The sequence below is a fragment of the Kitasatospora sp. NPDC004289 genome, assembly GCF_053602875.1.
The window spans coordinates 56,473-78,385 of the sequence record NZ_JBSGEL010000007.1; the positions used below are offsets into that span (position 1 = coordinate 56,473).

Genomic DNA, 21,913 nt, shown 5'->3' on the forward strand with positions numbered 1-21,913 from the left:
CTCGGCGCCGCCGAGGCACGCACCCAGACGCCGCGGCCTGATCCGACCTGAGCGGCAGGACGGCCCCAGCGATCATCGCAGGCCCGTGCACATGCCACGGCCCCCGCCCGGAAGACCGGACGGGGGCCGTGGCGGAGGTGCTACGGGACGATGCGGCCGGTGACCTCGCCGAAGGAGATCACGGTGCCGTCGGGGCCCGGGGCGGTGGCGGTGATGGTGACGGTGTCGCCGTCCTCCAGGTAGCTGCGGGTGGTGCCGTCGTCGAGCTTGACGGGCTCCTGGCCGTTCCAGGTGAGCTCGATCAGGGCGCCGCGGGTCTCCGGCTCCGGGCCGGAGACGGTGCCGGAGGCGAACAGGTCGCCGGGGCGGACGGAGGCGCCGTTGACGGTCATGTGGGCCAGCATCTGGGCGGCGGTCCAGTACATCCCGGCGAATGGCGGGCGCGAGATCACCTGGCCGTTCAGACGGACCGTCAGGGAGATGTCCAGGCCCCAGGGCTCGTCCTCCCGGTCGGCGAGGTAGGGGAGCAGCTCGAAGGTCCGGGCCGGCGGGGCGACCCGGGCCGCCTCCAGGGCGTCCAGCGGGACCACCCACGGGGAGAGCGAGGTGGCGAAGGACTTGCCGAGGAAGGGGCCGAGCGGCACGTACTCCCAGGCCTGGAGGTCGCGCGAGGACCAGTCGTTGAGCAGGCAGACGCCGAAGACGTGCTCGCGGAAGTCGGCCTGGGAGACCGGCTTGCCGAGCTCGGAGCCGGCGCCGACCACGAAGGCCACCTCGGCCTCGATGTCCAGGCGGCGGCTCGGGCCGAAGGACGGCAGCTCGTCGGTGGGGGCCTTGCGCTGGCCGTGCGGGCGGACCACCTCGGTGCCGGAGACCACGATCGAGCCGGAGCGGCCGTGGTAACCGATCGGCAGGTGCTTCCAGTTGGGGGTGAGCGGTTCGGTGCCGGGGCGGAAGATCTTGCCCAGGTTGGTGGCGTGGTGCTCGGAGGCGTAGAAGTCGACGTAGTCGGCCACCTCGAACGGCAGGTGGAGGGTGACCTCCGCCGCCGGGTACAGGTGCGGGGAGAGCGCCGCGCGGTAGGACTCCTCGCTCAGCCAGCGGGTGAGCGCGGCCCGGACCTCGGTCCAGGCCGGACGCCCGGCCGCCAGCAGCGGGTTGAGCGTGTCGGCGTCCAGCAGCACCGACGGGTCCCCGGCGGCCCGGGCGGCGGCGCCGGCGTCCAGCACGAAGTCGCCGACGGCCACGCCGATCCGGCGGCGGCCGGGCTCCTCGGCGGTCGAGAAGACGCCGTAGGGCAGGTTGTGCAGGCCGAACGGCGAGTCCTGCGCGGAGGCGAGCCAGCTGGTCAAGACTTCTCCCGGGTGAGCAGGCCGAGCTCGGCCAGGTCGGCGAGCGGCTCGGCGATGGAGCAGGTGCCGAAGGCGGTGAACGACCGTCGGGCGGTGGCGATCTGGGTGTCCGTCAACTGCCGTACCACCTCGGCGAGTCGGCCCCCCGACCGCTCGGCGAGGTGGTCGGCGGCATGGTCCGGGTCGGCGGCGGCGAGCAGCACGTTGAGGAAGCCGTGGTGCTCGAAGCCGGTCTCCGGGTCGGTGTGCCGGACGGCGTTGTGCAGCCCGGCGGTGAGCTTGTACGGGATGCCGCGCTCGGCGCAGCCGGCCAGGAAGGCGGCCAGCTGGGCCTCGGTCGGGAAGGCCTCGGCGGCCAGCCCGCCGGTGCGGAACTTGGCCCGGTGCCGGGTGCCCACCAGCTGGTCGAGCTGCTTGAACAGCAGGTCCCCGTAGGGGAGTTCGAGCGCGGCGACGACGCCCTCGGGCAGCCCCGAGGGCAGCTCGGCGGCGGCCACCTCGACGCCGACGACGTCCAGCCCGGCCACCGGGGTGAAGCGCTCGGTGCCCGGCGCCAGCACCAGCGCGACGGGGAACTCCGGCCGCAGCGCGGCCAGTTCGCCGGCCCGGCCCGCCCCGCACAGGAAGGGGCCCACGGCCTCGGCGTACCAGGCCAGGCGGTGCCCGTGGTGGGCGGGCACCGCCTCGCCCAGCGGAAGGTCTCCCGGCGGGAAGACCGACGCGTCGTCGAAGAGTCCTCGGAACAGCGCGGGCACCGTCACTTGCGGCCCCCCGACCAGCTCCAGGCGTACGTGCCGTCGTCGGTCGCGGTGCCGCCCTCGCCGAGCTCCAGCGGGCGGAAGGTGTCCACCATGACCGCCAGCTCGTCGAAGAACTCCGCGCCGATCGAGCGCTCGTACGCGCCCGGCTGCGGGCCGTGGGTGTGGCCGCCCGGGTGCAGCGAGATCGAGCCCTGGCCGATCCCCGAGCCCTTGCGGGCCTCGTAGTTGCCGCCGCAGTAGAACATCACCTCGTCGCTGTCCACGTTGGCGTGGTAGTACGGCACCGGGATGGAGAGCGGGTGGTAGTCCACCTTGCGCGGCACGAAGTTGCAGATCACGAAGTTGTTGCCCTCGAAGACCTGGTGGGACGGCGGCGGCTGGTGGATCCGGCCGGTGATCGGCTCGTAGTCCCTGATGTTCAGCGCGTACGGGTAGAGGCAGCCGTCCCAGCCCACCACGTCGAAGGGGTGGTGCGGCACGGTGTAGCGGGTGCCCACCACGCCCTGCGGGCCGCGGTGCTTGACCAGCACGTCCACCGGGCCGTCGTGCTCGGCCAGCAGCGGGCCGACCGGGCCGCGCAGGTCGCGCTCGCAGTACGGGGCGTGCTCCAGCAGCTGGCCGAAGCGCGAGAGGTAGCGCTTGGGCGGGGTGATGTGGCTGTTCGCCTCGATGCAGTAGGCGCGCAGCGGGGCGTCCCCGGTGGGGACCCAACGGTGCGTGGTGGCACGGGGGATGATGACGTAGTCCCCCTCGCCGACCTCCAGCGAGCCGAACACCGTCTCCAGCACGCCGGTGCCGGACTCCACGTAGACGCACTCGTCGCCGAGCCCGTTGCGGTACAGCTCGCTCGGCGCGCCGGCCGCCACGTAGGAGAGGCGGACGTCGCCGTTGCCGAGCACCAGGCGGCGCCCGGCGACGGCGTCGACGTCCTTCCACTCCTCGCCCGGGAAGAGCTCGTGGAGCTTCAGGTGCCGGGGCAGGAGGGGCAGGTTGGGCACGGTCGACTGGCTCGGCAGGTCCCACGGGGCGGCGTCCAGGATCGCGGACGGGATGCCCTTGTGGTACAGCAGCGAGGAGTCCGAGGAGAACCCCTCCTCACCCATCAACTCCTCGTAGTAGAGCGCCCCTTCGGGCGTGCGGTGCTGGGTGTGCCGCTTCGGCGGGATGCTGCCGAGCTGCCGGTAGTGCGCCATCGTCCTGCTCCTCCTGGGCCGGTCTCAGAGGTTTCCGCGCTTGTCCTGCTCGCGCTCCAGGGACTCGAAGAGCGCCTTGAAGTTGCCCTTCCCGAAGCCCAGCGAACCGTGCCGCTCGATGAACTCGAAGAACACCGTCGGCCGGTCGCCCTGCGGCTTGGTGAAGATCTGCAGCAGGTAGCCGTCCTCGTCACGATCGACCAGGATGCCGCGCTTCTTGAGCTCCTCGACCGGGACGCGCACCTTGCCGATGCGCTCGCGCAGCTCCGGGTCGTCGTAGTACGAGTCCGGGGTGGAGAGGAACTCGACGCCGTTGGCGCGCAGGATGTCCACGGTGGTCAGGATGTCGTTGGTGGCCAGCGCCAGGTGCTGGCAGCCCGGGCCGCCGTAGAACTCCAGGTACTCGTCGATCTGGGACTTCTTCTTGGCGATGGCCGGCTCGTTCAGCGGGAACTTCACCCGGTGGTTGCCGCTGGCGACCACCTTGCTCATCAGGGCGGAGTACTCGGTGGCGATGTCGTCGCCGACGAACTCGGCCATGTTCTCGAAGCCCATGACCCGGTTGTAGAACGCCACCCACTCGTCCATCTTGCCGAGCTCGACGTTGCCCACCGCGTGGTCCAGGGCCTGGAACAGGCGCTTGGGGTGGCCCTCCGGGCGCTGCACCCGGGTCTGCGCGGCGACGAAGCCGGGCAGGTACGGGCCCTGGTAGCGGGAGCGGTCGATCAGGGTGTGCCGGGTCTCGCCGTAGGTGGCGATGGCGGCGCGGCGGACGGTGCCGTTCTCGTCCGAGACGTCGTTCGGCTCCTCCAGCACGGTGGCGCCGGTGGCGCGGGCGTGCGCGATGCACTTGTCCACGTCCGGGACCTCGAGGGCCAGGTCGACCACGCCGTCGCCGTGGCGGCGGTGGTGGTCCAGCAGCGGGCTCTCCGGGGAGACGCCGCCCTTGATGACGAAGCGGCAGGAGCCGGAGCGCAGCACGTAGGCCTTGCGGTCGCGGCGGCCGGTCTCCGGGCCGGAGTAGGCGACCAGCTCCATGCCGAACACGGCCTGGTAGAACTGCGCCGTCTGGGTGGCGTTGCCCACCACGAAGACGACCGCGTCCTGGGCGGTCACCGGGAAGGGGTCACCGGCGGCGTCGTGCTCGACCAGACCCACCAGGCGGCGCAGCTGCTCCGCGTCGAGCCCGGCCTCCAGCTCCTCGGGGGTCAGTTCAACGGCGTTGGTGGTCATGGGTGGTTCCTCCACGTCGAGGCATGCGGTGCGCTGAGCTTGCTCCCGTCCGGTCGGTTGGGCAACAGGTCGCCCGTGGGCTGCGCAGTGTGTACAAGGTGGGCAGGGGTCGGCCGGTGCGGCTGGACAGATTGCCCAGTGGTGGCCGGTCAGGCTCCCCTTGCCAGGATCTCCAGCACCTCCCGGTCCGAGGTCTGCCCGAAGTCCGCGTAGAACGCGCCGACGGCCCCGAAGCGCTCCGGTTCGTACGGGCAGACCAGCTCGTCGGCCTCCCCGGCCAGCTCGGCCCGCCAGCCGGCCGGGGCCACCGGGACGGCCAACACCAGGAGGGCGGCGCCGCGCTGACGGAGCGTCCGGCAGGCCGCCCGGGCGGTGGAGCCGGTGGCCAGGCCGTCGTCCACCACGACCACGGTGCGCCCGGCCAGCGGCCGGGGCGGGCGGCCGCCCCGGTAGCGGGCGGCCCGGCGGGCCAGCTCGGCGCGCTCGGCCCGCTCCACGGCGGCGAGCTGATCCGGCGTCACCCGGGCGGCGTGGAGCACCTGTTGGTCCAGCACCAGGGCGCCGTCCTCGCCGACGGCGCCCATCGCCAGCTCCGGCTGCCAGGGCACCCCGAGCTTGCGCACCACGCAGACGTCCAGCGGGGCCCCCAGCGCGGCGGCCACCTCGGCGGCCACCGGCACCCCGCCGCGCGGCAGCCCGGCCACCACCGCACCCGGGCGCGGCCCCAGCGCGGCGGCCAGCCGGCGCCCGGCGTCCCTGCGGTCGGTGAAGTGCACGGTCCCGCCTCCTCCTCCCACCGTACGTCCGCCGGTCCCGGGCACCGGCCGGGACAACGGGGGCCGGATTCCGGGACGAAGGGGGCCGGGCGCCGGGACCGGGTGGAGGCGCAGCGCCCGTGCGTCCGGGACGGCGGGCCGGGGACCTTGGAGCTCCGAATCCAGTACGCACCGAGGGAGGCCCACCCGTGGCCGCCAAGACCAACACCCCCGCGCACGGCCTGTTCACCACCGGCGAGCCGATCAGCGCCTGGACGGTCAGCACCGCGCTCCCCGTCACCTACCAGGTGGCCTTCACCCCGCAGATCCTCGGCCCGGCCAACCCCGCGCTGGCCCATGCCGGGGCGCCCGCCGGACGGCGTCTGGTGGTGGTGGAGGAGACCGTGCACCGGCTGTACGGGGACCGGATCCGCGCCTACTTCGAGGCCCGGGGCCTGACGGCCGCGCTCTGCGTGCTGCCGGCCCACGAGCAGGTGAAGACCATGGACTCGGTCTTCCTGGTCGCGGAGCAGATGGACCGCTTCGGCGTCTCCCGCCGGCACGAGCCGGTGATCGCGATGGGCGGCGGCGTGCTGATGGACGTGGTCGGCCTGGCCTGCAGCCTCTACCGGCGCTCCACCCCCTTCGTCCGGGTGCCCACCACCCTGATCGGCCTGGTGGACGCCGGCGTCGGCGCCAAGACCGGGGTCAACTTCGGCCCGCACAAGAACCGGCTCGGCACCTACCACCCGGCCGCGGTCACCCTGCTCGACCCGGCCTTCCTGGCCACCCTGGACCAGCGGCACCTGAGCAACGGGCTGGCCGAGGTGCTCAAGGTCGCGCTGATCAAGGACAAGCGGCTGTTCGAGCTGCTGGACCGCACCGGCGAGCAGCTGATCGAGCAGCGCTTCCAGGGCCCGACCCCCGGCGGGGAGGTGCTGGTGCGGGCGGTGCACGGGATGCTCCAGGAGCTCCAGCCCAACCTCTGGGAGCACCGCCTGGAGCGCTCGATGGACTACGGGCACTCGTTCAGCCCCACCGTCGAGATGCGCGCGCTGCCCGAGCTGCTGCACGGCGAGGCGGTCTGCCTCGACATGGCGCTCACCACCGTGCTCGCCCAGCGGAGGGGACTGGTCGAACGGGCCGAGCGGGACCGGGTGCTGACGGTCATGCGCAAGCTGCGGCTGCCGCTCTGGCACCGGCTGCTGGACGCCGCGACGCTCGCCGACGCGCTGGCCGACACCGTCCGGCACCGCGACGGCCGGCAGCGCTTCCCGCTCCCGGTCGGCATCGGGGCCGGCTGCTTCGCCGACGACGTCACGGCCGCCGAGATCGCCTCTGCCGCCGCCGAGTTGGAGGAGCTGGCATGCGCAGCGCGGTGATCGTGGCCGACACCCGGGGGGCGGCCGACGTGCACGGTGTGCACGGCACCCACGGGCTCACCCACTGGACCTGCCTGGCCCGCCGGCCCGGCCTGCACGGCGGCTGGGAGGCCGTCGAGTGGGCCAGCCTGCCGCCGGGCGGGGTCAGCGGGGAGCACCTGCACACCAGGACCGAGGAGGTCTACGTCCTCCTCACCGGCCGCGGCGAAGTCACGCTCGACGGCCACCCCCATCCCGTCGAGGCCGGTGACGTCATCCTCACCGGGCTCGGCACCACGCACGGCCTGCGCAACACCGGGGCCGAAGCGCTGGACTGGCTGGTGATCGAAATGCCCGCACCGCACCCCGGCCGACTGCCCGACCGGCACCCCGCCCACCTGCCCCGCCCCCGCACGCCGATCATGCGGCACGCGGTGGTCACCAACCTCCGCCGGGTCGGCCCGATCGACCCCGGCGTGGTGCTCACCGGGCCGCTGGTCCGCCTGGAGGTGGCCCGGCTCGCCCCGGGCGCCCGGGCCGAGCTGGTGGCCGACGGCGTCGAGCACACCGTCTTCGTGACGGCCGGCCGCGGCCGGGCCGCCGCCGGGGACGTCCGGGTCCCGATGGAGCCCGGACGCTCCGTCACCCTCCCGCTCGGCAGCTCGGCGGCCCTCACCGCCGGGCCGGACGGGCTGGAGTACGTCCACGCGGTGCTGCTCGTGGCACCGCCCGCCACCGGAGGCGAACCCGAATGATCGTCAGCGACACCGCGCACGCCGCCGTGCACCTGGGCCCCGGCACCCAGCGGGTCCGCACCCGCTGCCTGGCCCGCCGGGGCATGCTGCACAGCGAGACCGAGGCCGTCGACCACGTCCGGCTCAGCCCCGGCGCCTGCTACGACCTCACCGGCCGGGGCGGCACCGAGGCCGCCTGGTACGTGCTGCGCGGCCCGGTCGCGCTGCTGGACTGCCCCGAGCAGCCGCTGCGCACCCTGACCGAGGGGGACCTGCTGCTCGCCCCCGAGGGCGGCCGGGTCCACCTGCACGGCGGCCCACTGGGCGCCGAGCTGCTCTGCCTGACCCTCACCCCGGCCGCCGTGAGCGGCCAACTCCCGTCCCGCAAGCCCGACTTGCTGGTTCGCGAGGGCTGACCGACACCGCCTCCCGGGGCCACGGCAGGGCCGGAACGGGACCCCGCGCCCTGCCGCCCGGGACAGCGGGCGGGACATCGTCGAAGCATCGAGACCGAGCAAGGAGCGTCCGAGATGACCAGCACCGCGATCACCGCCCTCCGCCGGGGCCGCGCCGTCGACCCCGGCCGGGTGCTCACCGGACCGCTGCGCGGCGTCGGGCTCTCCTGGCTCGACCCCGGCGAGAGCGTCGAGCTCACCTCCGACGGGGTCGAGCACACGCTCTACGTCACCGCCGGCGGTGGTGAGGCCGCCACCGAGGAGACCGAGGTGCCGCTCGCCGAGGGCACCGCCGTCACGCTGCCGCTGGGCGGCCGACTCGCCCTCACCGCCGGCGAGTCCGGCCTGGAGTACTTCCACGCCGTGCTCGCGGTCCCCACCGACCCGGGAGATGAACCCCGATGATCGTCACCACCGCCTCCGCCTCGGCGATGACCGTGGTCGGCCCCGGCAGCGAGCGCACCCGGGTCTCCACCCTGGCCCGCCGCGACCTGGTCCGGGCCGACTGCGAGTCCTTCGAGCACCTGCGGCTCAGCCCCGGCGCCACCCACGCGCGGACCGGCCGCCGGGAGACCGAGACCGCCTGGTACGTGCTGCGCGGCCCGGTCCTCGCGGACCAGCATCCGGGCGAGGCCCACCACCTGGCCGACGCCGGTGACCTGCTGCTGGTCCCGGCCGGCCAGGACCTCACCCTGCGGGCCGGCCCGCTCGGCGCCGAGCTGCTCTGCCTGACGCTCGGCGCGGCCCGGCGGCCCCGGCGCCACCCGCGGCTGCGGAAGGCCGTCCGGCCGTGACCGCCCTCCCCGGCGCCCGCGCCGTCCACCACGTCGCCTACACCGTCCCCGACCTGGAGGAGGCCGTGGCCTTCTTCACCGGGCTGCTCGGCGCCGAGCTGGTCTACCGCACCGGCCCGGTCCAGGACCCGGACGGGGACTGGATGGAGCGTCAACTCGGCGTCCATCCGAGGGCGGTGGCGCACATCGCGATGCTGCGCCTGGGCCCGGTGGGCAACCTCGAACTCTTCCAGTACGAGGCCCCGGGCCAGCGCCGCGAGCTCCCGCGCAACAGCGACTGGGGCGGCCACCACCTGGCCATCGCGGTGGCCGACGTGGACGCCGCGGCCGCGTACCTGCGGGCCAACGGCGTGGAGGTGCTCGGCGAACCGGAGACGGTCGCCGAGGGCGGCCCGATCGACGGCGACCGCTGGGTCTACTTCCGCGCCCCCTGGGGCCTCCAGCTGGAACTGATCGACCTGCCGCGCGGCCTGCCGTACGAGCGGACCACCACCGCCCGGCTCTACCACCCCGACACCGACTGGAGTTGACCGATGATCAGCGCCACCGCCGCGGTGGTCCGCGGCCCCGGGGAGCCCTTCCGGCTCGAACCCGTGCTGCTGGACGAGCCCCGGCCGGACGAGGTGCTGGTCGAGGTGGCCGCCGCCGGGATCTGCCACACCGACCTGAGCGTCCGGGCCGGCCACACCCCCGGCCCGCTGCCGGCCGTGCTCGGCCACGAGGGGGCCGGCACCGTGCGGCGGGTCGGGAGCGCGGTGACGGGCCTGCGGCCCGGCCAGCCGGTGGTGCTGACCTTCACCTCCTGCGGGCGGTGCCCCGACTGCCGCACGGGGCGGCCGGTCCGCTGCGAGCACTGGCCCCGGCTCAACCTGTTCGGCGGGGCCCGCGCGGACGGCAGCCCGACCCTGCGCGCGGCCGACGGCTCGCCGCTGTACGGGCACTTCTTCGGCCAGTCCTCCTTCGCCACCCACGCGCTGGTGACGGAGCGGAACGCGATCCCGGTGCCCGGCGGCCTGCCGCCGGAGCTGCTGGCGCCGTTCGGCTGCGGGGTGCAGACCGGGGCCGGGGCGGTGCTCAACGTGCTGCGCCCGGAGCCGGGTTCGACCCTGGTGGTGTTCGGTGCCGGGGCGGTCGGGCTGGCCGCCCTGCTGGCGGCCCGGCTCACCCCGGCCACCGGGCTGGTCGCGGTGGACGTCCGGCCGGAGCGGCTGACGCTGGCCCGCGAGCTGGGCGCCACCGCCGTGGTGGACGCCACCGCCGGGGATCCGGTGGCGGCCGTGCGCGAGCTGACCGGCGGCCGGGGCGCCGGGTACGCCCTGGAGACCAGCGGGCAGCCGACCGTGCTCGGGCAGGCGGTCGGCGCGCTGGCGGCCGGCGGCACCTGCGCGGTGGTGGGCGCCCCGCCCCGGGGGAGCGAGCTGGCCCTGGACGCGGCGGTCCTGCTGGACCGCACGCCGAGGATCGTCGGCGTCAACCAGGGCGCCAGCCTGCCCGGGCGATTCCTGCCCGCGCTGGTGGAGCTCTTCCGGGCCGGCCGGCTGCCGGTGGACCGGCTGGTGCGGGCCTTCCCGTTCGCCGAGGTCGAGCGGGCCGCGGCCGCCGCGGCGGGCGGCGAGGTGGTCAAGCCGGTGCTGGTGATGGGCTGACGCGCCGTCAACCCGGGCCGACCCACCAGCATGTCACGCTAAGTCATACATTCACCACTGGTAGTGTCGGCCGGGTGGATGAGCAGCAGAGGGACGCCGGATCCGTGCGTGTACTGATCGTCGATGACCACCCCCTCTTCCGGGAGGGGCTGAAGGCCGCCCTGCAGAGCGCCGAGGGCATCGAGGTGGTGGGCGAGGCCGAGACGGTGGCCGCCGTCCCCGGGGCGGTGGCCGACCTGCTGCCCGACGTGGTGGTGCTCGACCTCTCGCTGCCGGACGGCTCCGGCCTGGAGGCGGCCCGGCTGCTGGCCGCCCAGACCCCGACCGCTCCGGTGCTGATGCTGACCATGGCCGACGACGACGGCAGCCTGCTGGCCGCCCTCCAGGCCGGAGCCCGGGGCTACCTGGTCAAGGGCGCGGGGCGCGACGAGGTGCTGCACGCGGTGCGCACCGTCGCGGCCGGCGGCGCGGTCTTCGGCTCCGACATCGCCGCCCGGATCACCGCCCTGCTGGCCGGCACCAAGCTGCGCGAGGCCGGGCAGCTCTTCCCGACCCTGACCGCCCGCGAGGCCGAGGTGCTCAACCTGGTCGCCAAGGGCCTGGACAACCGCCGGATCGCGCGCGAGCTGGTGGTGGCCGAGAAGACCGTGCGCAACCACGTCACCCACATCTTCGAGAAGCTCCACGTGGCCACCCGGGCCGAGGCCGTGGCCCGGGCCCGGGACATGGGGCTGGGCGACGACTGACGCACCGTCGGGCGGGACCGGCCCGGGGCCGGGACGGGACCAGCGGCCCGTGCGACCGGGACAGCGGACGGGGGAGCATGGGCAGCCCCACGTGGGTCACGGGCGAGGAGCACAGCCGATGAGCGAACCTCAGAGCACCAGCACCGCCCGGGCCCTCGCGGTGTCCGGGCTCGCCCTCCTGGCGGCCCTGCTCTGGGCGGGGCTGGCCATCGCCAACCCCGGGCTGGGCTTCGACCAGCAGTACTTCTACGACGGCGGCTGGGTCGCCTTCGGGCTCACCCTGGCGCTCTGCGGCGTGGCGCTGGTGCTCAACCGCAACGCCGTCGGCCTCGGCGTCATGCTGCTGCTCTCCGGGCTGCTGATCCCGGCCGGGGCGGCCGCCGAGCTGGTGACCGGGCTGGCCGAGGCCGGGCCGGCCGCCGTGTGGGCCTCGACCTCGGTGGCCTTCGCCTCCCAGGTCTGCTTCATGGCACTGCTGATCGCACTGCCGCTCTGGCTGCCGGGCATGCGCCTGCCCGCCCGCGCGCGGTGGGCGCTGCCGGGCGTGCTGCTGCTGGCCCTGCCGATCGGGATGGTCAACGTCTGCCTGAACCCCACCGTCTACGGCCGGACCAACCCGTACGCCGAGAGCTCCCTGTACGCCTGGCTGGACTCCTGGTTCACCCTGGCGGTCTCGTACCACGTGCTGCTCGGCGCCACCTGCCTGACGCTGCTGGTCGCGGCCGTCCGCTGGTACCGCTCGCCCGGGCCGCAGCCCTTCCAGCGCGAGCTGGTCGCCGCCTACCTGCTGTGGAACGTGCTGGTCACCGTCCCGTACTACGTCGACTTCCAGGCCGACTGGCTCGTCTACGCCACCTTCCTGGCCGGGGTGGTGGCCTGGGCCCTGGTGCCGGCCGCCGCCTTCCGGCGGGACCACTCGCTCGCCCTGGACCGGGCCACCCGCCGCTACCTGGTCGGGTACGCCTTCGGCACGCTGCTCTTCGTGGTGGTCACGGCCGCCGCCGTGCTGGCCCAGCTGCTGCTGCCCGGCGGCTCGGCCGGTGCCCGCTGGGCGCTGCTGATCAGCGTCGGCGCGCTCGGCGCCCTGCTCCAGCCGGCGGCCCACTCCATGACCCGGCTGGTCGACCGCTACTACTACGGCGAGCGGGCCCAGCCCTACCAGCTGGCGCGCGGTCTGGCCGAGCGGATGAGCCACACCGTCAGCCCCGCCGAGGCGCCGCCGCTGCTCTGCCGGACGGTGGTGGAGGCGCTCGGCCTGCCCGGGGCCCTGGTCCAGGTGGAGACCAGGGCCGGGGCTCGCGAGCTGGCCCGGCTGGGGAGCCCGGGCCCGTCCGCCGAGAGCTTCCCGCTGAGCTACGAGGGCGCGGTGATCGGGCAGTTGACGGTCTCTCCGCGCTCGGGCCAGCGCGAGCTGGACCGGCAGGACCGCGAGGTGCTCCGGCTGCTGGCCGACCAGGCCTCGCCCTCGATCGCCGCGATCGGCCTGTACGAGGACCTCCAGGACAGCCGCAAGCGGATCGTGCTGGCCCGGGAGGAGGAGCGGCGGCGGCTGCGGCACGACCTGCACGACGGGCTCGGCCCGGCGCTCTCCGGCCTGCGGCTCCAGGTGGACGCGGCGCAGACCGGTGTGCCGCCCGGCTCGACGGTGGCCGGCTCGCTCACCGCCGCCTCGGCCGGGATCGGCGGTGCGATCACCGAACTGCGCCGGATCACCGACGGGTTGGCGCCCGCCGCGCTGGACGGCGAGGGCCTGTCCGGGGCGCTGCGCGGGCTGGCCGACGGGCTGGGCCACCGCGCCCTGCGGGTCACCCTGGACCTGGATCCGGACCCGCTGCCGCCGCTGCCGGCCGCCGTCGAGGTGGCGCTCTACCGGATCAGCGGCGAGGCGCTGAACAACGTGGTGCGCCACTCCGGGGCCTCCTCGGTCCGGCTCAGCCTGCGGGTCGGCCCCGAGGAGGTCACCGTCGAGGCGGCGGACGACGGCGCGGGATTCCCGGCCCACCACTCGATCGCCGGGGTCGGCCTGCGGTCGATGGCCGAGCGGGCCGAGGAGCTGGGCGGCACCTTCACGGCCGTGAACGACTCCGGCGGCGCCCGGGTCCGCGCGGTCTTCCCGCGGGCCCAGGTCTGAGCGCTCCCGGCGGGCTTCCGGGACCTCGCGGGGACCAGCGGCCCATGCGGACGGGACCGTTCCGGGCGCAGGGTGGTGGAGGACCCGCTCCCCGGCGGGCCGCCACACCGGAGGCGATCGCATGACCACCGTGAAGACCCTGCCGATCCCCGGGCCGCGTCCCGTGCCAAGCACGTACGCGCCGGGCACCGACGCGCCGCTGCGGATCACCTGCCGGCCGGGCATCCCGCGCCGCCCGCACAAGCCCAAGCCGGAGGGGGAGCCCAAGCCGGACGACGAGCCCAAGCCGGACGAGGAACCCGAAGTGCGCTGAGCGCGCGCTCCGGGACCCACTGGGAACAGTACCGAGCGGCCCGGCCGGGCACCCCCGGCCGGGCCCTTCCGCGCGCTCAGGGCGCGCGCAGCACCAGCTCGGCGAAGCGGTCCGGCCGGGAGAGGTTGAGGAAGTGGTCGGCCCCGGTCACCGTGACCAGCTCCGCGCCGGGCACGCCGGCGGCGATCCGGGCGGCGCAGCGGTGGGTGTACGGGAGGTCGTGCTCGCCGACCGCGGCCAGGGTCGGAGCCGTCACCTCGGCCAGGTGGGCGATGCCGGGGCGGGCGGGCTCCAGCGGCTCGGCGGGGGTGCCGAGCAGGAAGTCGGGGGAGTCGGCGTAGAGCCGGGCCAGCCGCAGCCGCTGGGCCGGGGTCGCCCGTGGTGCCCAGACGTCGAGGTCGGCCAGCGCGGCCGCCTGCTGGTCGCCCCGCCGCACCGCCTCCGCGCGCGGCGCCAGGGCGGTCAACACGGCGTCCAGGTCGGCCTGTTCGGCCGGGTCGGGGGCGGGCAGGTGCATCGCGCAGCCGACCAGCACCAGGCGCTCGACCCGCTCGGGGTGGGCGAGGGCGAAGTCCAGCGCCTTGCGGCCGCCGTCGGAGGAGCCGGCCAGGGTGGCCCGCTCGATCCCGTGGGCGTCCAGGACCGCCAGCAGGTCGGCGGTGAAGGACCAGGGCACGGTGGCCCGGGCGGAGCGGCGGCCGACCGAGCGGTCGTCGTACCTGGTCACCCGGCGGTGCGGGAGGAGTGCGGGGAGGTTGCCCTCCCACATCCGCAGGTCCACCGAGCCGGCGTTGAGCAGCACCAGGTCCGGGCCCGTCCCGGCCCGGGTGCTGAAGAGCTCGCCGCCGGGGACCGGGACCACCAGGTCCTGAGGGGTCGTCAAAGGGGGCTCCGTTCGGAAGGGTCGGCCGTGGGCCGGACCAGCTGAACAGAGCCCCCGGGTCGGGTGCCAGTGAATTGGCGGTCAGTGGTGGTGGCCGCCCATGTCGCCCATGCTCGGGTCGAGCGCCATCACGGCCATCGGGGAGACGGTGAAGGGCCGCATCATGCCGTCGTCCTCGTGGTCGAGGATGTGGCAGTGGTACATGTACTTGCCGGTGGCGCCGGTGAACTGCCCGGCGATCCGGACGAGTTCGCCGGGGGCGACGGTGACGGTGTCCTTCCAGCCCTGCTCGGCGGGCTCGATCACCGAGGGCGTGCCCCAGGTGACCGGCTTGCCGACCGGGGTGCCGCCGGCCGCCCGGTCCATGGTGGTGATGTCGCAGGCGGCCCGGGTGAGGATCTGGAACTGGATCAGGTGGACGTGCACCGGGTGCAGCGCCCTCGGCCCCAGGTTGACGACGGTCCACTGCTCCCAGGCGTCCTCCATGATCCGCCAGTTCAGCCGGTCGTTGAACTCCCGTGCGACGCGCCGGTACGTCCGCTCCGCCTGGCCGTCCTGGCGCAGCTGGACCAGGCCGTCCACGACGGTGCCGGGCGGCGGCACCTCGGCGGCGGGCACCTCCTCCATCTCCCAGAACTCGAACATGTTCTGCGGGGTCTGGTGGATCATCAGCATCCGGTGCCCGTGGTCGTGCGGGATGTCGTCGTGGCTGAGCCGCCGGAAGCTCGGCGAGAGCACCGCGGGCAGTGCGAACGGCTCGGCGCAGTCGGCCCGTTCGGCGACCCGGAACTCCATCACCTCGGGGTCGGGCAGCCGGTTCGCCGGGTCCGGCACGCCGACCGGGTCCTCCTCGCCGATCCGCTCGCCCTCGGCGGGCGCCGGGGCGGAGTTGACCAGCCGCAGGGTGCGGCCGCCCAGGGCGGTGAAGTCGACCAGCAGGTCGGCCCGTTCGGCCGGGGCCAGGCTCAGGCCGGTGCCGCCGACCGGCACCGGCGTGCCGAACAGGCCCGCGTCGCTGCCGATCTGCCAGACCACCCCCGGCACCCGCCGGTTCTCCTGGTCCACCAGGTGCAGCCGGAAGGGGCGGGAGTTGGCGGCGTTCAGCACCCGGAAGCGGTACCAGCGCGGCTGCACCGCGTGGTGCGGCCAGATCACGCCGTTGACCAGGGTGTAGCGGCCGCAGAAGGGCAGCGGGCCGACGGTCTTGTGCAGCAGCTGCCCGGTCGGGGCGCCGTCGGGGCCGGTGGCGAGGTTGCGGTCGCAGAGCACCAGCGGCACCTCGAATTCGCCGGAGGGCAGCCGCAGCCGCTCCTCCTCCTCGTCCCGCACCAGGTACATCCCGGCCAGGCCGGCCAGCACGTTGAGCCGGGTGACGCCCATCGCGTGGTCGTGGTACCAGAGCGTCATCGAGGCCTGGTCGTTCGGGTACTCGGAGAGCTGGGAGCGGCCGGTGTGCACCGCGTTGTCCGTCCAGCCGTCGTTGCCGCCGTCGGTGACGGCGCCGTGCAGGTGGACCACCAGCCAGGGCGGCAGCTCAGGGCCGGCGGGGTTCAGCAGCGCCGGGTCGATGCCGGGCTCGTTCTCGGCCGGGGGCAGGGTGACCTCGGGCAGGTGGCCGACCAGGGCCGGGTAGCGGGTGCTGACCCGGTTCTGCCAGTCCACCCGGAGCCGCTCGCCGCGCCGGACCTCGATGGTCGGGCCGGGGAAGGTGCCCTCGTAGGTCCACATCGGGGTGGGCGGCAGCTGGGAGTGCAGCTGCACCTCGGCGGAGACCTGGCGGACGGTCAGCTCCCCGTCGGGGCCCGGGCGGAGCACCTCGGGGATGCGCAGCGGGTCGAGGAACTTGGTCAGGTCGGTGGTCGGGGGAGGGGTGGTTTCGGGCACGGGTGGCCTCCGCGTCGGTCGGTGTACGTCCCAGCCTGGCGGCCCGACGGTCCCGGTCGCATGAGGCAGCGGTCCCGGGCCGTCCCGTGTCACCGGTGTTGCCGACCCGTGTCAACTCGCGGCGCTCCGTGGGCGGACGGCCCTTGGGCCGTCAGGAACCGTTCCGGGAGCGGTGGTTGAACCCCTTGACGCGCTCTTGCCCTTCACCCAATCATCATGGGCACGTCAGCACACCCTCGCCGACCGGACACCCGGCCCGGCGGGCCCCGTACGTTCCGTTCTGCCCCACCAGAATCTGGAGCTCCCCTTGTCCCAGCATGCCGAGCAGCGTGCCCAGCGGCGATCCCGCCCGCACCGCTCCGCCCTCGTGACCGCCGCCGCCCTCGCCCTCACCGCGGGCTTCGCGGCACCCGCCGCCCTGGCAGAGGCCGCCCCGGCGCCCGCACCGGCCGCGGCCGCCCTGGCCGCGGCGCCGGACATCCCGGTGGCCAACGTCAAGGCGCACATCAACCAGCTCCAGTCCATCGCCACCGCCAACGGCGGCAACCGCGCCCACGGGCGGCCCGGGTTCAAGGCCTCGCTCGACTACGTGAAGGGCAAGCTGGACGCGGCCGGCTTCACCACCACCGTGCAGACCTTCACCAGCAGCGGCGCCACCGGCTACAACCTGATCGCCGACTGGCCGGGCGGCGACGCCAACCACGTGGTGATGACCGGCGCCCACCTGGACTCGGTGACGGCCGGTCCCGGCATCAACGACAACGGCTCCGGCACGGCCGGCGTCCTGGAGGCCGCGCTGGCCGTCTCCCGGGCCGGCCTGCAGCCCACCAAGCACCTGCGGTTCGGCTGGTGGGGGGCGGAGGAGCTCGGCATGATCGGCTCCAAGTACTACGTCAACAACCTGCCCACCGCCGAGCGGGCGAAGATCGACGCCTACATGAACTTCGACATGATCGGCTCGCCGAACCCGGGCTACTTCGTCTACGACGACGACCCCAAGCTCGAAGGCGTGCTGAAGAACTACTTCGCGAGCGTCAACGTCCCCACCGAGATCGAGACCAACGGCGACGGCCGCTCCGACCACGCCCCGTTCAAGAACGTCGGCATCAAGGTCGGCGGTCTCTACACCGGCGGCGACGAGATCAAGACGGCCGCCCAGGCGACCAAGTGGGGCGGCACCTCGGGCCGGGCCTTCGACGCCTGCTACCACGCCTCCTGCGACACCAGCGCCAACATCAGCGACACCTCGCTGGACCGCGGCGCCGACTCCATCGCCTACGCCGTCTGGGCCCTGGGCACCGAGGCCCCGCCGCTGCCCGGCACCGTCTTCGAGAACACCGCCGACGTGCAGATCCCCGACAACGGCGCGGCGGTCACCTCCTCGGTCACCGTCAGCGGCATCACCGGCAACGCCCCCGCCACCCTCAAGGTCAGCGTGGACATCAAGCACACCTACCGCGGTGACCTGGTGCTCGACCTGGTCGCCCCGGACGGCTCCGCCTACCGCCTGAAGAACTCCAGCACCAGCGACTCGGCCGACAACGTGATCGCCGACTACACCGTGAACGCCTCCAGCGAGCTCGCCAACGGCGTCTGGAAGCTCAAGGTCCAGGACGTGGCCGCGCAGGACACCGGCTACATCAACAGCTGGAAGCTGACCTTCTGAGCGGAGCCGACGGTCCCTGAGGCCGTGGAGGACAGGTGAGAGGTGCGGGCCCCGGGGCGTGAAAGCCGGGGCCCGCACCCGCAGTTGGGGCGCGTACCGCTGCCGCTACGGGCGCATCTCGTACGCGCCGGAGAGCGCCTCGACCCGGGCCCAGACCTTGGCGTTGCGCTCGGCGTCCGCCACCGGACGGCGCACCTGGGTGAGCGCCCAGGCGGCCTGCTCCTCGCTGGTGGAGGTCTTGCCGTGCAGCTCGGTGGCGTGCGCGGAGAAGTCCCGGACCAGGAAGTCGAAGATCCCGTCCAGCACGTCCGCCTCGGTGCCGGTCAACTCGGCCTGCTCCAGCACCAGGTGACCGTAGACGACGAGGGCGAAGAGCTGGCCGATCTCCAGCAGGAAGTCCAGGTCCTGCGCCTGCTCGGCGGTCGGCGCGTGCTGCAGCAGCAGCGCGCACAGGCCGTCGGCCTGCTCGCGGAAGCGGGCCACGTTCGGCAGGTGGGCGTGCGCGTCGTAGGCGGTCCGCCAGTCGTGGAAGCGGATCGCGCCCAGGCCGCGGGCCGGGCCCTGGCGGAACAGGAACTCGTCGTCCGCCGCGTCCAGCCGGCTCGGCACCGGGGCGTAGTCGGTGGGCGCGAACAGGTAGTTGGCCATGAACTTGAGGATCAGCGCCAGGTTGACGTGGACCGTGCCCTCCAGCTTCGGCAGGCCGCGGATGTCCTTGGCGGCCTTGTCGAAGTAGGTGTCCGCCTCGAAGCCCTTGGCCGCGATGACGTCCCACATCAGGTCGATGACCTTCTCGCCCTCGGTGGTGACCTTCATCTTGGTCATCGGGTTGAAGAGCAGGTAACGGCGGTCCTCGGGGGAGGCGGTGCGGAAGTAGTCCACCGCGCGGGCGCTGAACAGCTTCATCGCGTTCAGGCGCAGGAACGCGTCGGCCAACTCCCGGCGCACGTGCGGGAAGTCGGTCACCTTGCGGCCGTAGAGCACCCGGTTGTGGGCGTGCGTGACGGCCTCGTACATCGCGTGCTCGCAGATGCCGACCGAGGCGGTGCAGAGGTTGAACTTGCCGACGTTCACGGTGTTCAGCGCGGCGTCGAAGGCGGCCTTGCCGGTGTGCAGCACGTCCTCGGCCCGGACGGGGTACTCCTCCAGGCGGAACTCGGAGACGTACATCTGCGCGTTCACCACGTTCTTGACGAGGTGGTAGGAGGGGTGGCGGCTGTCGACCGCGAAGAAGACGTAGCCCTCCGGGCCCTCCACGTCCGAGCGGCGGCCGAAGACCGAGACCAGGCCGGCCACGTTGCCGTTGCCGATGTAGTACTTCGGGCCGGTGGCGGTGAAGCCGCCGTCCTCGGTCGGGGTGAGGATCATGTCGGTGGAGTAGATGTCCGCGCCGTGGCTGCGCTCGGACAGCCCGAAGGCCATCACGTGACCCTCCGTCAGCAGCTGTGCGGCGCGGGCCCGGACGGCCTCGTTCTCGCTCTGCCAGACCGGACCGAGGCCGAGGATGGTGACCTGCCAGGTGTACCAGTAGCCGAGGCCGTAGAAGCCGAGGATCTCGTTCAGCTCGGCGATCCGGGCCGTGTCCCAGCGCTTGTCGGCGTCGGCGCTGCTCGGGGTCAGGAACTCCGCGAACAGGCCCTCCTTGGCCGCGAACTCCAGGAAGTCCCCGTACCAGGCGCGGTCGATGTAGGTGTCGATCAGCGCCTTCTTGCCGCGCGACTCGAACCAGTCCACGGTGGCGCGCAGCAGTCGGCGGGTGGTGTCGTCGAACTGCTTCGGGTCGTACGTGCTCGGGTTGAACAGCATGTGAAGTCCTGTGGGGTGAGGGTCAGTTGGCAAGGCGGTTCAGGGTGGTCAGCACGTCGTCCAACCAGGCGAGGGTCATCCGCTCGAACTCGATGCCGCCGCGCAGCACCACGTGCTGCAGCTGCTGCTGCGGGCTCTGCTCCGCCGGGTCGCTCGGGAAGTCGCGCTGCTCGCCCGTCAGGTACCGCTCCAGCAGGGCGGCGTGGGCGGTGCGGTGCCGCTCCACCTCGGAGATCAGCGCGCCCGGGTCGTCGAAGGCGGCGGCCCGGATCTTCACCGCCAGCTCGTGCCGCACGGTCTCGGCCTCCACCGGCTCGCGCAGCCAGTCCCCGAGGACCGACCGCCCGTCGGCGGCCACGGCGTACACCTTCTTGTCCGGCCGGCCGTCCTGCGGCACCTCCTGGGCGGTGATCCAGCCGTCCGCCTCCATCCGGCGCAGCACCCGGTAGATCTGCTGGTGCGTCGCGGTCCAGAACCGCCCGATCGAACGGTCGAACCGCCGGGCCAGCTCGTACCCGGAGCCGGGCTGCTCCAGCAGAGAGACGAGGATCGCGTGCTCCAGTGCCATGAGGGCATCCTGCTATGCAACGAGTTGCATAGGCAACGCCGCCGCGCCGCGGTGAGACGCGGATCACGCCGACGGCGGGGCGGGGAACCGGGACCCGGTTCCCCGCCCCGCCGTCGGGGGGCTCAGTGCTCGCAGAGGGAGAACTCGCGCTCGTAGAGCTGCTCGTTGTGCTCGTCCACGAAGAACTTCCGCTCCTTCATGAGCTCCTCGCGGTACGCCTCGGCCTGCTCCAGGGTCATGGTCGTGGTGGCGGACCAGGGCTGCTGCGGCGGTACGTCCGAGGTCGAGACGATCCGCTGCGACGGGTCGACGAGGAAGAACGCGAGGATCTTGCGGTGGCCCGGGCGGGCCGGGTCCGCCAGGCGGAAGGCGTCCACGCGGTGCTGGAGGACGTTGGGGAAGGCCAGGCAGCGGCCCTCCGGGGTCGGTACCGCGCCCAGCGGCTGGTTCAGGGCGTCCTCGTCCCGGAGGCCGTAGACCTCGCGTACCCCGGCGTCGTCGTTCTGCTCGTAGTACGGGTCGTCGAGGGCGGCGCGGAAGCCCAGCCGGCTCTCGGTGACGTTCTCGCTGTCCCAGTAGTAGATGCCGGTCGAGACGATCCGCTCGTTCAGCATGCCCTCGACGTGCCAGGAGCCGCCGGCGTACTCGGGCTGCTCCGGGGTCAGGTGGACGTTGGCCAGCTTGACGATGACCTGGAGGCTGCGGCCCCGCAGGTCGACGCGGGCGGAGGCGTCGGGCAGGGCGGGCGGGCTGAACTCCGGGGCGTCCGGGACGATCGGGCGGCGGTTCTCGGACCACTCGTCGTATGCCTCGCTCCAGGCGGAGCGGGCCTTCGCGTAGGTGTCGTCGTCGGGGTAGGACGACCTGTGCGGGTACTCCGGCTCGGAGTCGTACCAGCCGTAGGGGTCGGCCTCGATCCGCAGCGGCCGCGGGTGCCGCAGATCGGTGAGCACGTTCTCGAACAGCGGGAGCAGGCGCGCGAAGAGGTCCGGCAGGACGGACTCCAGCGCGCGGTGCTCCTCGGGGTGGACGTTGTTGACGTACGAGCGGAAGGCGACGGCTCCGTCCTCGCCGACCTCGACGTCCGTGGGCAGCCACTGGAACCGCTCCGAGAACTCGTACTTCGCGTAGTGCTTCGCCGGGTTCTGCCAGGCCTGCTCGGGACCTCCGCTCACCTCCCGCACCAGACAGAACAGGGAGGGGTGGACGAGGTCCAGCACCTGGCCGTCGGACCCGGGGTGCCAGTCGCGCTCCGCTTCGGGGACCTCCTCCAGGACCCGGACCGCGTCGCGCAGCCGGGTCCTGAGCCGCTCGTCGACGAGGGTGTCCGACTGCCAGACGCCGTCGACCGCGGAGACCTCGATGCCGGTGCGCGCGTCCCGCAGGGCGGCGTAGTGCCCCAACTCCGCCAGGACGTAGCGCACCTGAGCCTCGGTCATGCCCTGTGCCACGGCCTCCCGCGTCCACCGGGCGGCGATGTCGGCGTCGTTCCTCTTGTCGAACCACGCGGGCTTGGCGCGCAACTGCGCACTGCACTGCATCATCTGCAGCTCCCGCAGTGTCCGGGGCGTCGCGAACGCCGAGGAGGGGGTGCTCTGGAAGGGAAGCGGGAAGGCGGACAGGCCGGTCACT

20 protein-coding genes and 1 pseudogene are annotated in these 21,913 nt (G+C 73.6%); 11 read left to right on the forward strand and 10 right to left on the reverse strand.

Features of this window, described 5'->3' with window-relative positions; all coding sequences use genetic code 11:
- Nucleotides 1-140: 140 nt before the first annotated feature.
- From fahA to ACWEPF_RS06555, 5 genes and pseudogenes are all read right to left on the reverse strand, one after another.
- Nucleotides 141-1,352, reverse strand: a complete 1,212-nt coding sequence (gene fahA, locus ACWEPF_RS06535; protein ID WP_449794588.1) for a fumarylacetoacetase — start codon at nt 1,350-1,352, stop codon at nt 141-143.
- On the reverse strand, nt 1,349-2,113 hold the full coding sequence (locus ACWEPF_RS06540) for a hypothetical protein (RefSeq protein ID WP_452171669.1): 765 nt from the start codon (nt 2,111-2,113) through the stop codon (nt 1,349-1,351). The genes fahA and ACWEPF_RS06540 overlap by 4 nt, the downstream gene beginning before the upstream one ends.
- The gene (locus ACWEPF_RS06545) at nt 2,110-3,306 is read right to left on the reverse strand and encodes a cupin domain-containing protein (RefSeq protein ID WP_452171670.1); all 1,197 of its coding nucleotides are present in this window, start codon (nt 3,304-3,306) and stop codon (nt 2,110-2,112) included. Before ACWEPF_RS06545 ends, ACWEPF_RS06540 begins: the two co-directional genes overlap by 4 nt.
- 24 nt (nt 3,307-3,330) lie before the next feature.
- Complete coding sequence (gene hppD / locus ACWEPF_RS06550) at nt 3,331-4,467, reverse strand: 4-hydroxyphenylpyruvate dioxygenase (RefSeq protein WP_380150549.1); 1,137 nt, start codon at nt 4,465-4,467, stop codon at nt 3,331-3,333.
- A 224-nt stretch (nt 4,468-4,691) separates the two neighbouring features.
- A pseudogene (locus tag ACWEPF_RS06555) lies at nt 4,692-5,315 on the reverse strand (phosphoribosyltransferase); the annotation flags it as partial.
- Nucleotides 5,316-5,503: 188 nt separating this feature from the next.
- Here ACWEPF_RS06555 and ACWEPF_RS06560 point away from each other — a divergent pair.
- From ACWEPF_RS06560 to ACWEPF_RS06605, 10 genes are all read left to right on the forward strand, one after another.
- On the forward strand, nt 5,504-6,676 hold the full coding sequence (locus ACWEPF_RS06560; protein ID WP_452171671.1) for a sedoheptulose 7-phosphate cyclase: 1,173 nt from the start codon (nt 5,504-5,506) through the stop codon (nt 6,674-6,676).
- Nucleotides 6,661-7,410: a cupin domain-containing protein gene (locus ACWEPF_RS06565; protein WP_452171672.1), complete on the forward strand. Its 750-nt coding sequence runs from the start codon at nt 6,661-6,663 to the stop codon at nt 7,408-7,410. Before ACWEPF_RS06560 ends, ACWEPF_RS06565 begins: the two co-directional genes overlap by 16 nt.
- Complete coding sequence (locus tag ACWEPF_RS06570) at nt 7,407-7,805, forward strand: hypothetical protein (RefSeq protein WP_452171673.1); 399 nt, start codon at nt 7,407-7,409, stop codon at nt 7,803-7,805. Before ACWEPF_RS06565 ends, ACWEPF_RS06570 begins: the two co-directional genes overlap by 4 nt.
- 114 nt (nt 7,806-7,919) lie before the next feature.
- Entirely contained in the window at nt 7,920-8,249 is a 330-nt protein-coding gene (locus ACWEPF_RS06575) for a hypothetical protein (RefSeq protein WP_452171674.1), read from the forward strand.
- Nucleotides 8,246-8,638 carry a hypothetical protein gene (locus ACWEPF_RS06580; protein WP_452171675.1) on the forward strand — a complete coding sequence of 131 codons (393 nt, stop codon included), beginning with the start codon at nt 8,246-8,248 and terminating at the stop codon, nt 8,636-8,638. The genes ACWEPF_RS06575 and ACWEPF_RS06580 overlap by 4 nt, the downstream gene beginning before the upstream one ends.
- On the forward strand, nt 8,635-9,168 hold the full coding sequence (locus ACWEPF_RS06585; protein WP_452171676.1) for a VOC family protein: 534 nt from the start codon (nt 8,635-8,637) through the stop codon (nt 9,166-9,168). Before ACWEPF_RS06580 ends, ACWEPF_RS06585 begins: the two co-directional genes overlap by 4 nt.
- A 3-nt stretch (nt 9,169-9,171) precedes the next feature.
- Nucleotides 9,172-10,284, forward strand: a complete 1,113-nt coding sequence (locus ACWEPF_RS06590; protein ID WP_452171677.1) for an NAD(P)-dependent alcohol dehydrogenase — start codon at nt 9,172-9,174, stop codon at nt 10,282-10,284.
- Between the two features lie 104 nt (nt 10,285-10,388).
- Nucleotides 10,389-11,030, forward strand: coding sequence for a response regulator (locus tag ACWEPF_RS06595; protein ID WP_452171678.1), 642 nt, complete (start codon nt 10,389-10,391; stop codon nt 11,028-11,030).
- Between the two features lie 118 nt (nt 11,031-11,148).
- Nucleotides 11,149-13,161 (forward strand): sensor histidine kinase, encoded by a 2,013-nt coding sequence (locus ACWEPF_RS06600; protein ID WP_452171679.1) that lies wholly within the window; start codon nt 11,149-11,151, stop codon nt 13,159-13,161.
- Nucleotides 13,162-13,282: 121 nt separating this feature from the next.
- Complete coding sequence (locus tag ACWEPF_RS06605) at nt 13,283-13,474, forward strand: hypothetical protein (protein ID WP_452171680.1); 192 nt, start codon at nt 13,283-13,285, stop codon at nt 13,472-13,474.
- A gap of 76 nt (nt 13,475-13,550) precedes the next feature.
- On the opposite strand, the gene ACWEPF_RS06610 is transcribed toward ACWEPF_RS06605, so the two are convergent.
- Nucleotides 13,551-14,357, reverse strand: coding sequence for an alpha/beta fold hydrolase (locus ACWEPF_RS06610; RefSeq protein WP_452171681.1), 807 nt, complete (start codon nt 14,355-14,357; stop codon nt 13,551-13,553).
- Nucleotides 14,358-14,438: 81 nt separating this feature from the next.
- Nucleotides 14,439-16,241, reverse strand: coding sequence for a multicopper oxidase family protein (locus ACWEPF_RS06615; protein ID WP_452171682.1), 1,803 nt, complete (start codon nt 16,239-16,241; stop codon nt 14,439-14,441).
- 307 nt (nt 16,242-16,548) lie between these two features.
- On the opposite strand from ACWEPF_RS06615, the gene ACWEPF_RS06620 reads away from it, so the two are divergent.
- Nucleotides 16,549-17,907, forward strand: a complete 1,359-nt coding sequence (locus ACWEPF_RS06620) for a M28 family metallopeptidase (RefSeq protein ID WP_452171683.1) — start codon at nt 16,549-16,551, stop codon at nt 17,905-17,907.
- A gap of 105 nt (nt 17,908-18,012) precedes the next feature.
- Here the strand turns inward: ACWEPF_RS06620 and ACWEPF_RS06625 are convergent, their stop codons facing one another.
- The 3 genes from ACWEPF_RS06625 to ACWEPF_RS06635 all read right to left on the reverse strand — a co-directional run bounded on the left by ACWEPF_RS06625 (nt 18,013) and on the right by ACWEPF_RS06635 (nt 21,912).
- On the reverse strand, nt 18,013-19,713 hold the full coding sequence (locus ACWEPF_RS06625; protein WP_452171684.1) for an acyl-CoA dehydrogenase family protein: 1,701 nt from the start codon (nt 19,711-19,713) through the stop codon (nt 18,013-18,015).
- A 22-nt stretch (nt 19,714-19,735) separates the two neighbouring features.
- Complete coding sequence (locus ACWEPF_RS06630; RefSeq protein WP_452171685.1) at nt 19,736-20,281, reverse strand: PadR family transcriptional regulator; 546 nt, start codon at nt 20,279-20,281, stop codon at nt 19,736-19,738.
- A gap of 122 nt (nt 20,282-20,403) precedes the next feature.
- Nucleotides 20,404-21,912, reverse strand: coding sequence for a DUF4246 domain-containing protein (locus ACWEPF_RS06635; RefSeq protein ID WP_452171686.1), 1,509 nt, complete (start codon nt 21,910-21,912; stop codon nt 20,404-20,406).
- Between the last annotated feature and the right edge of the window lies 1 nt (nt 21,913).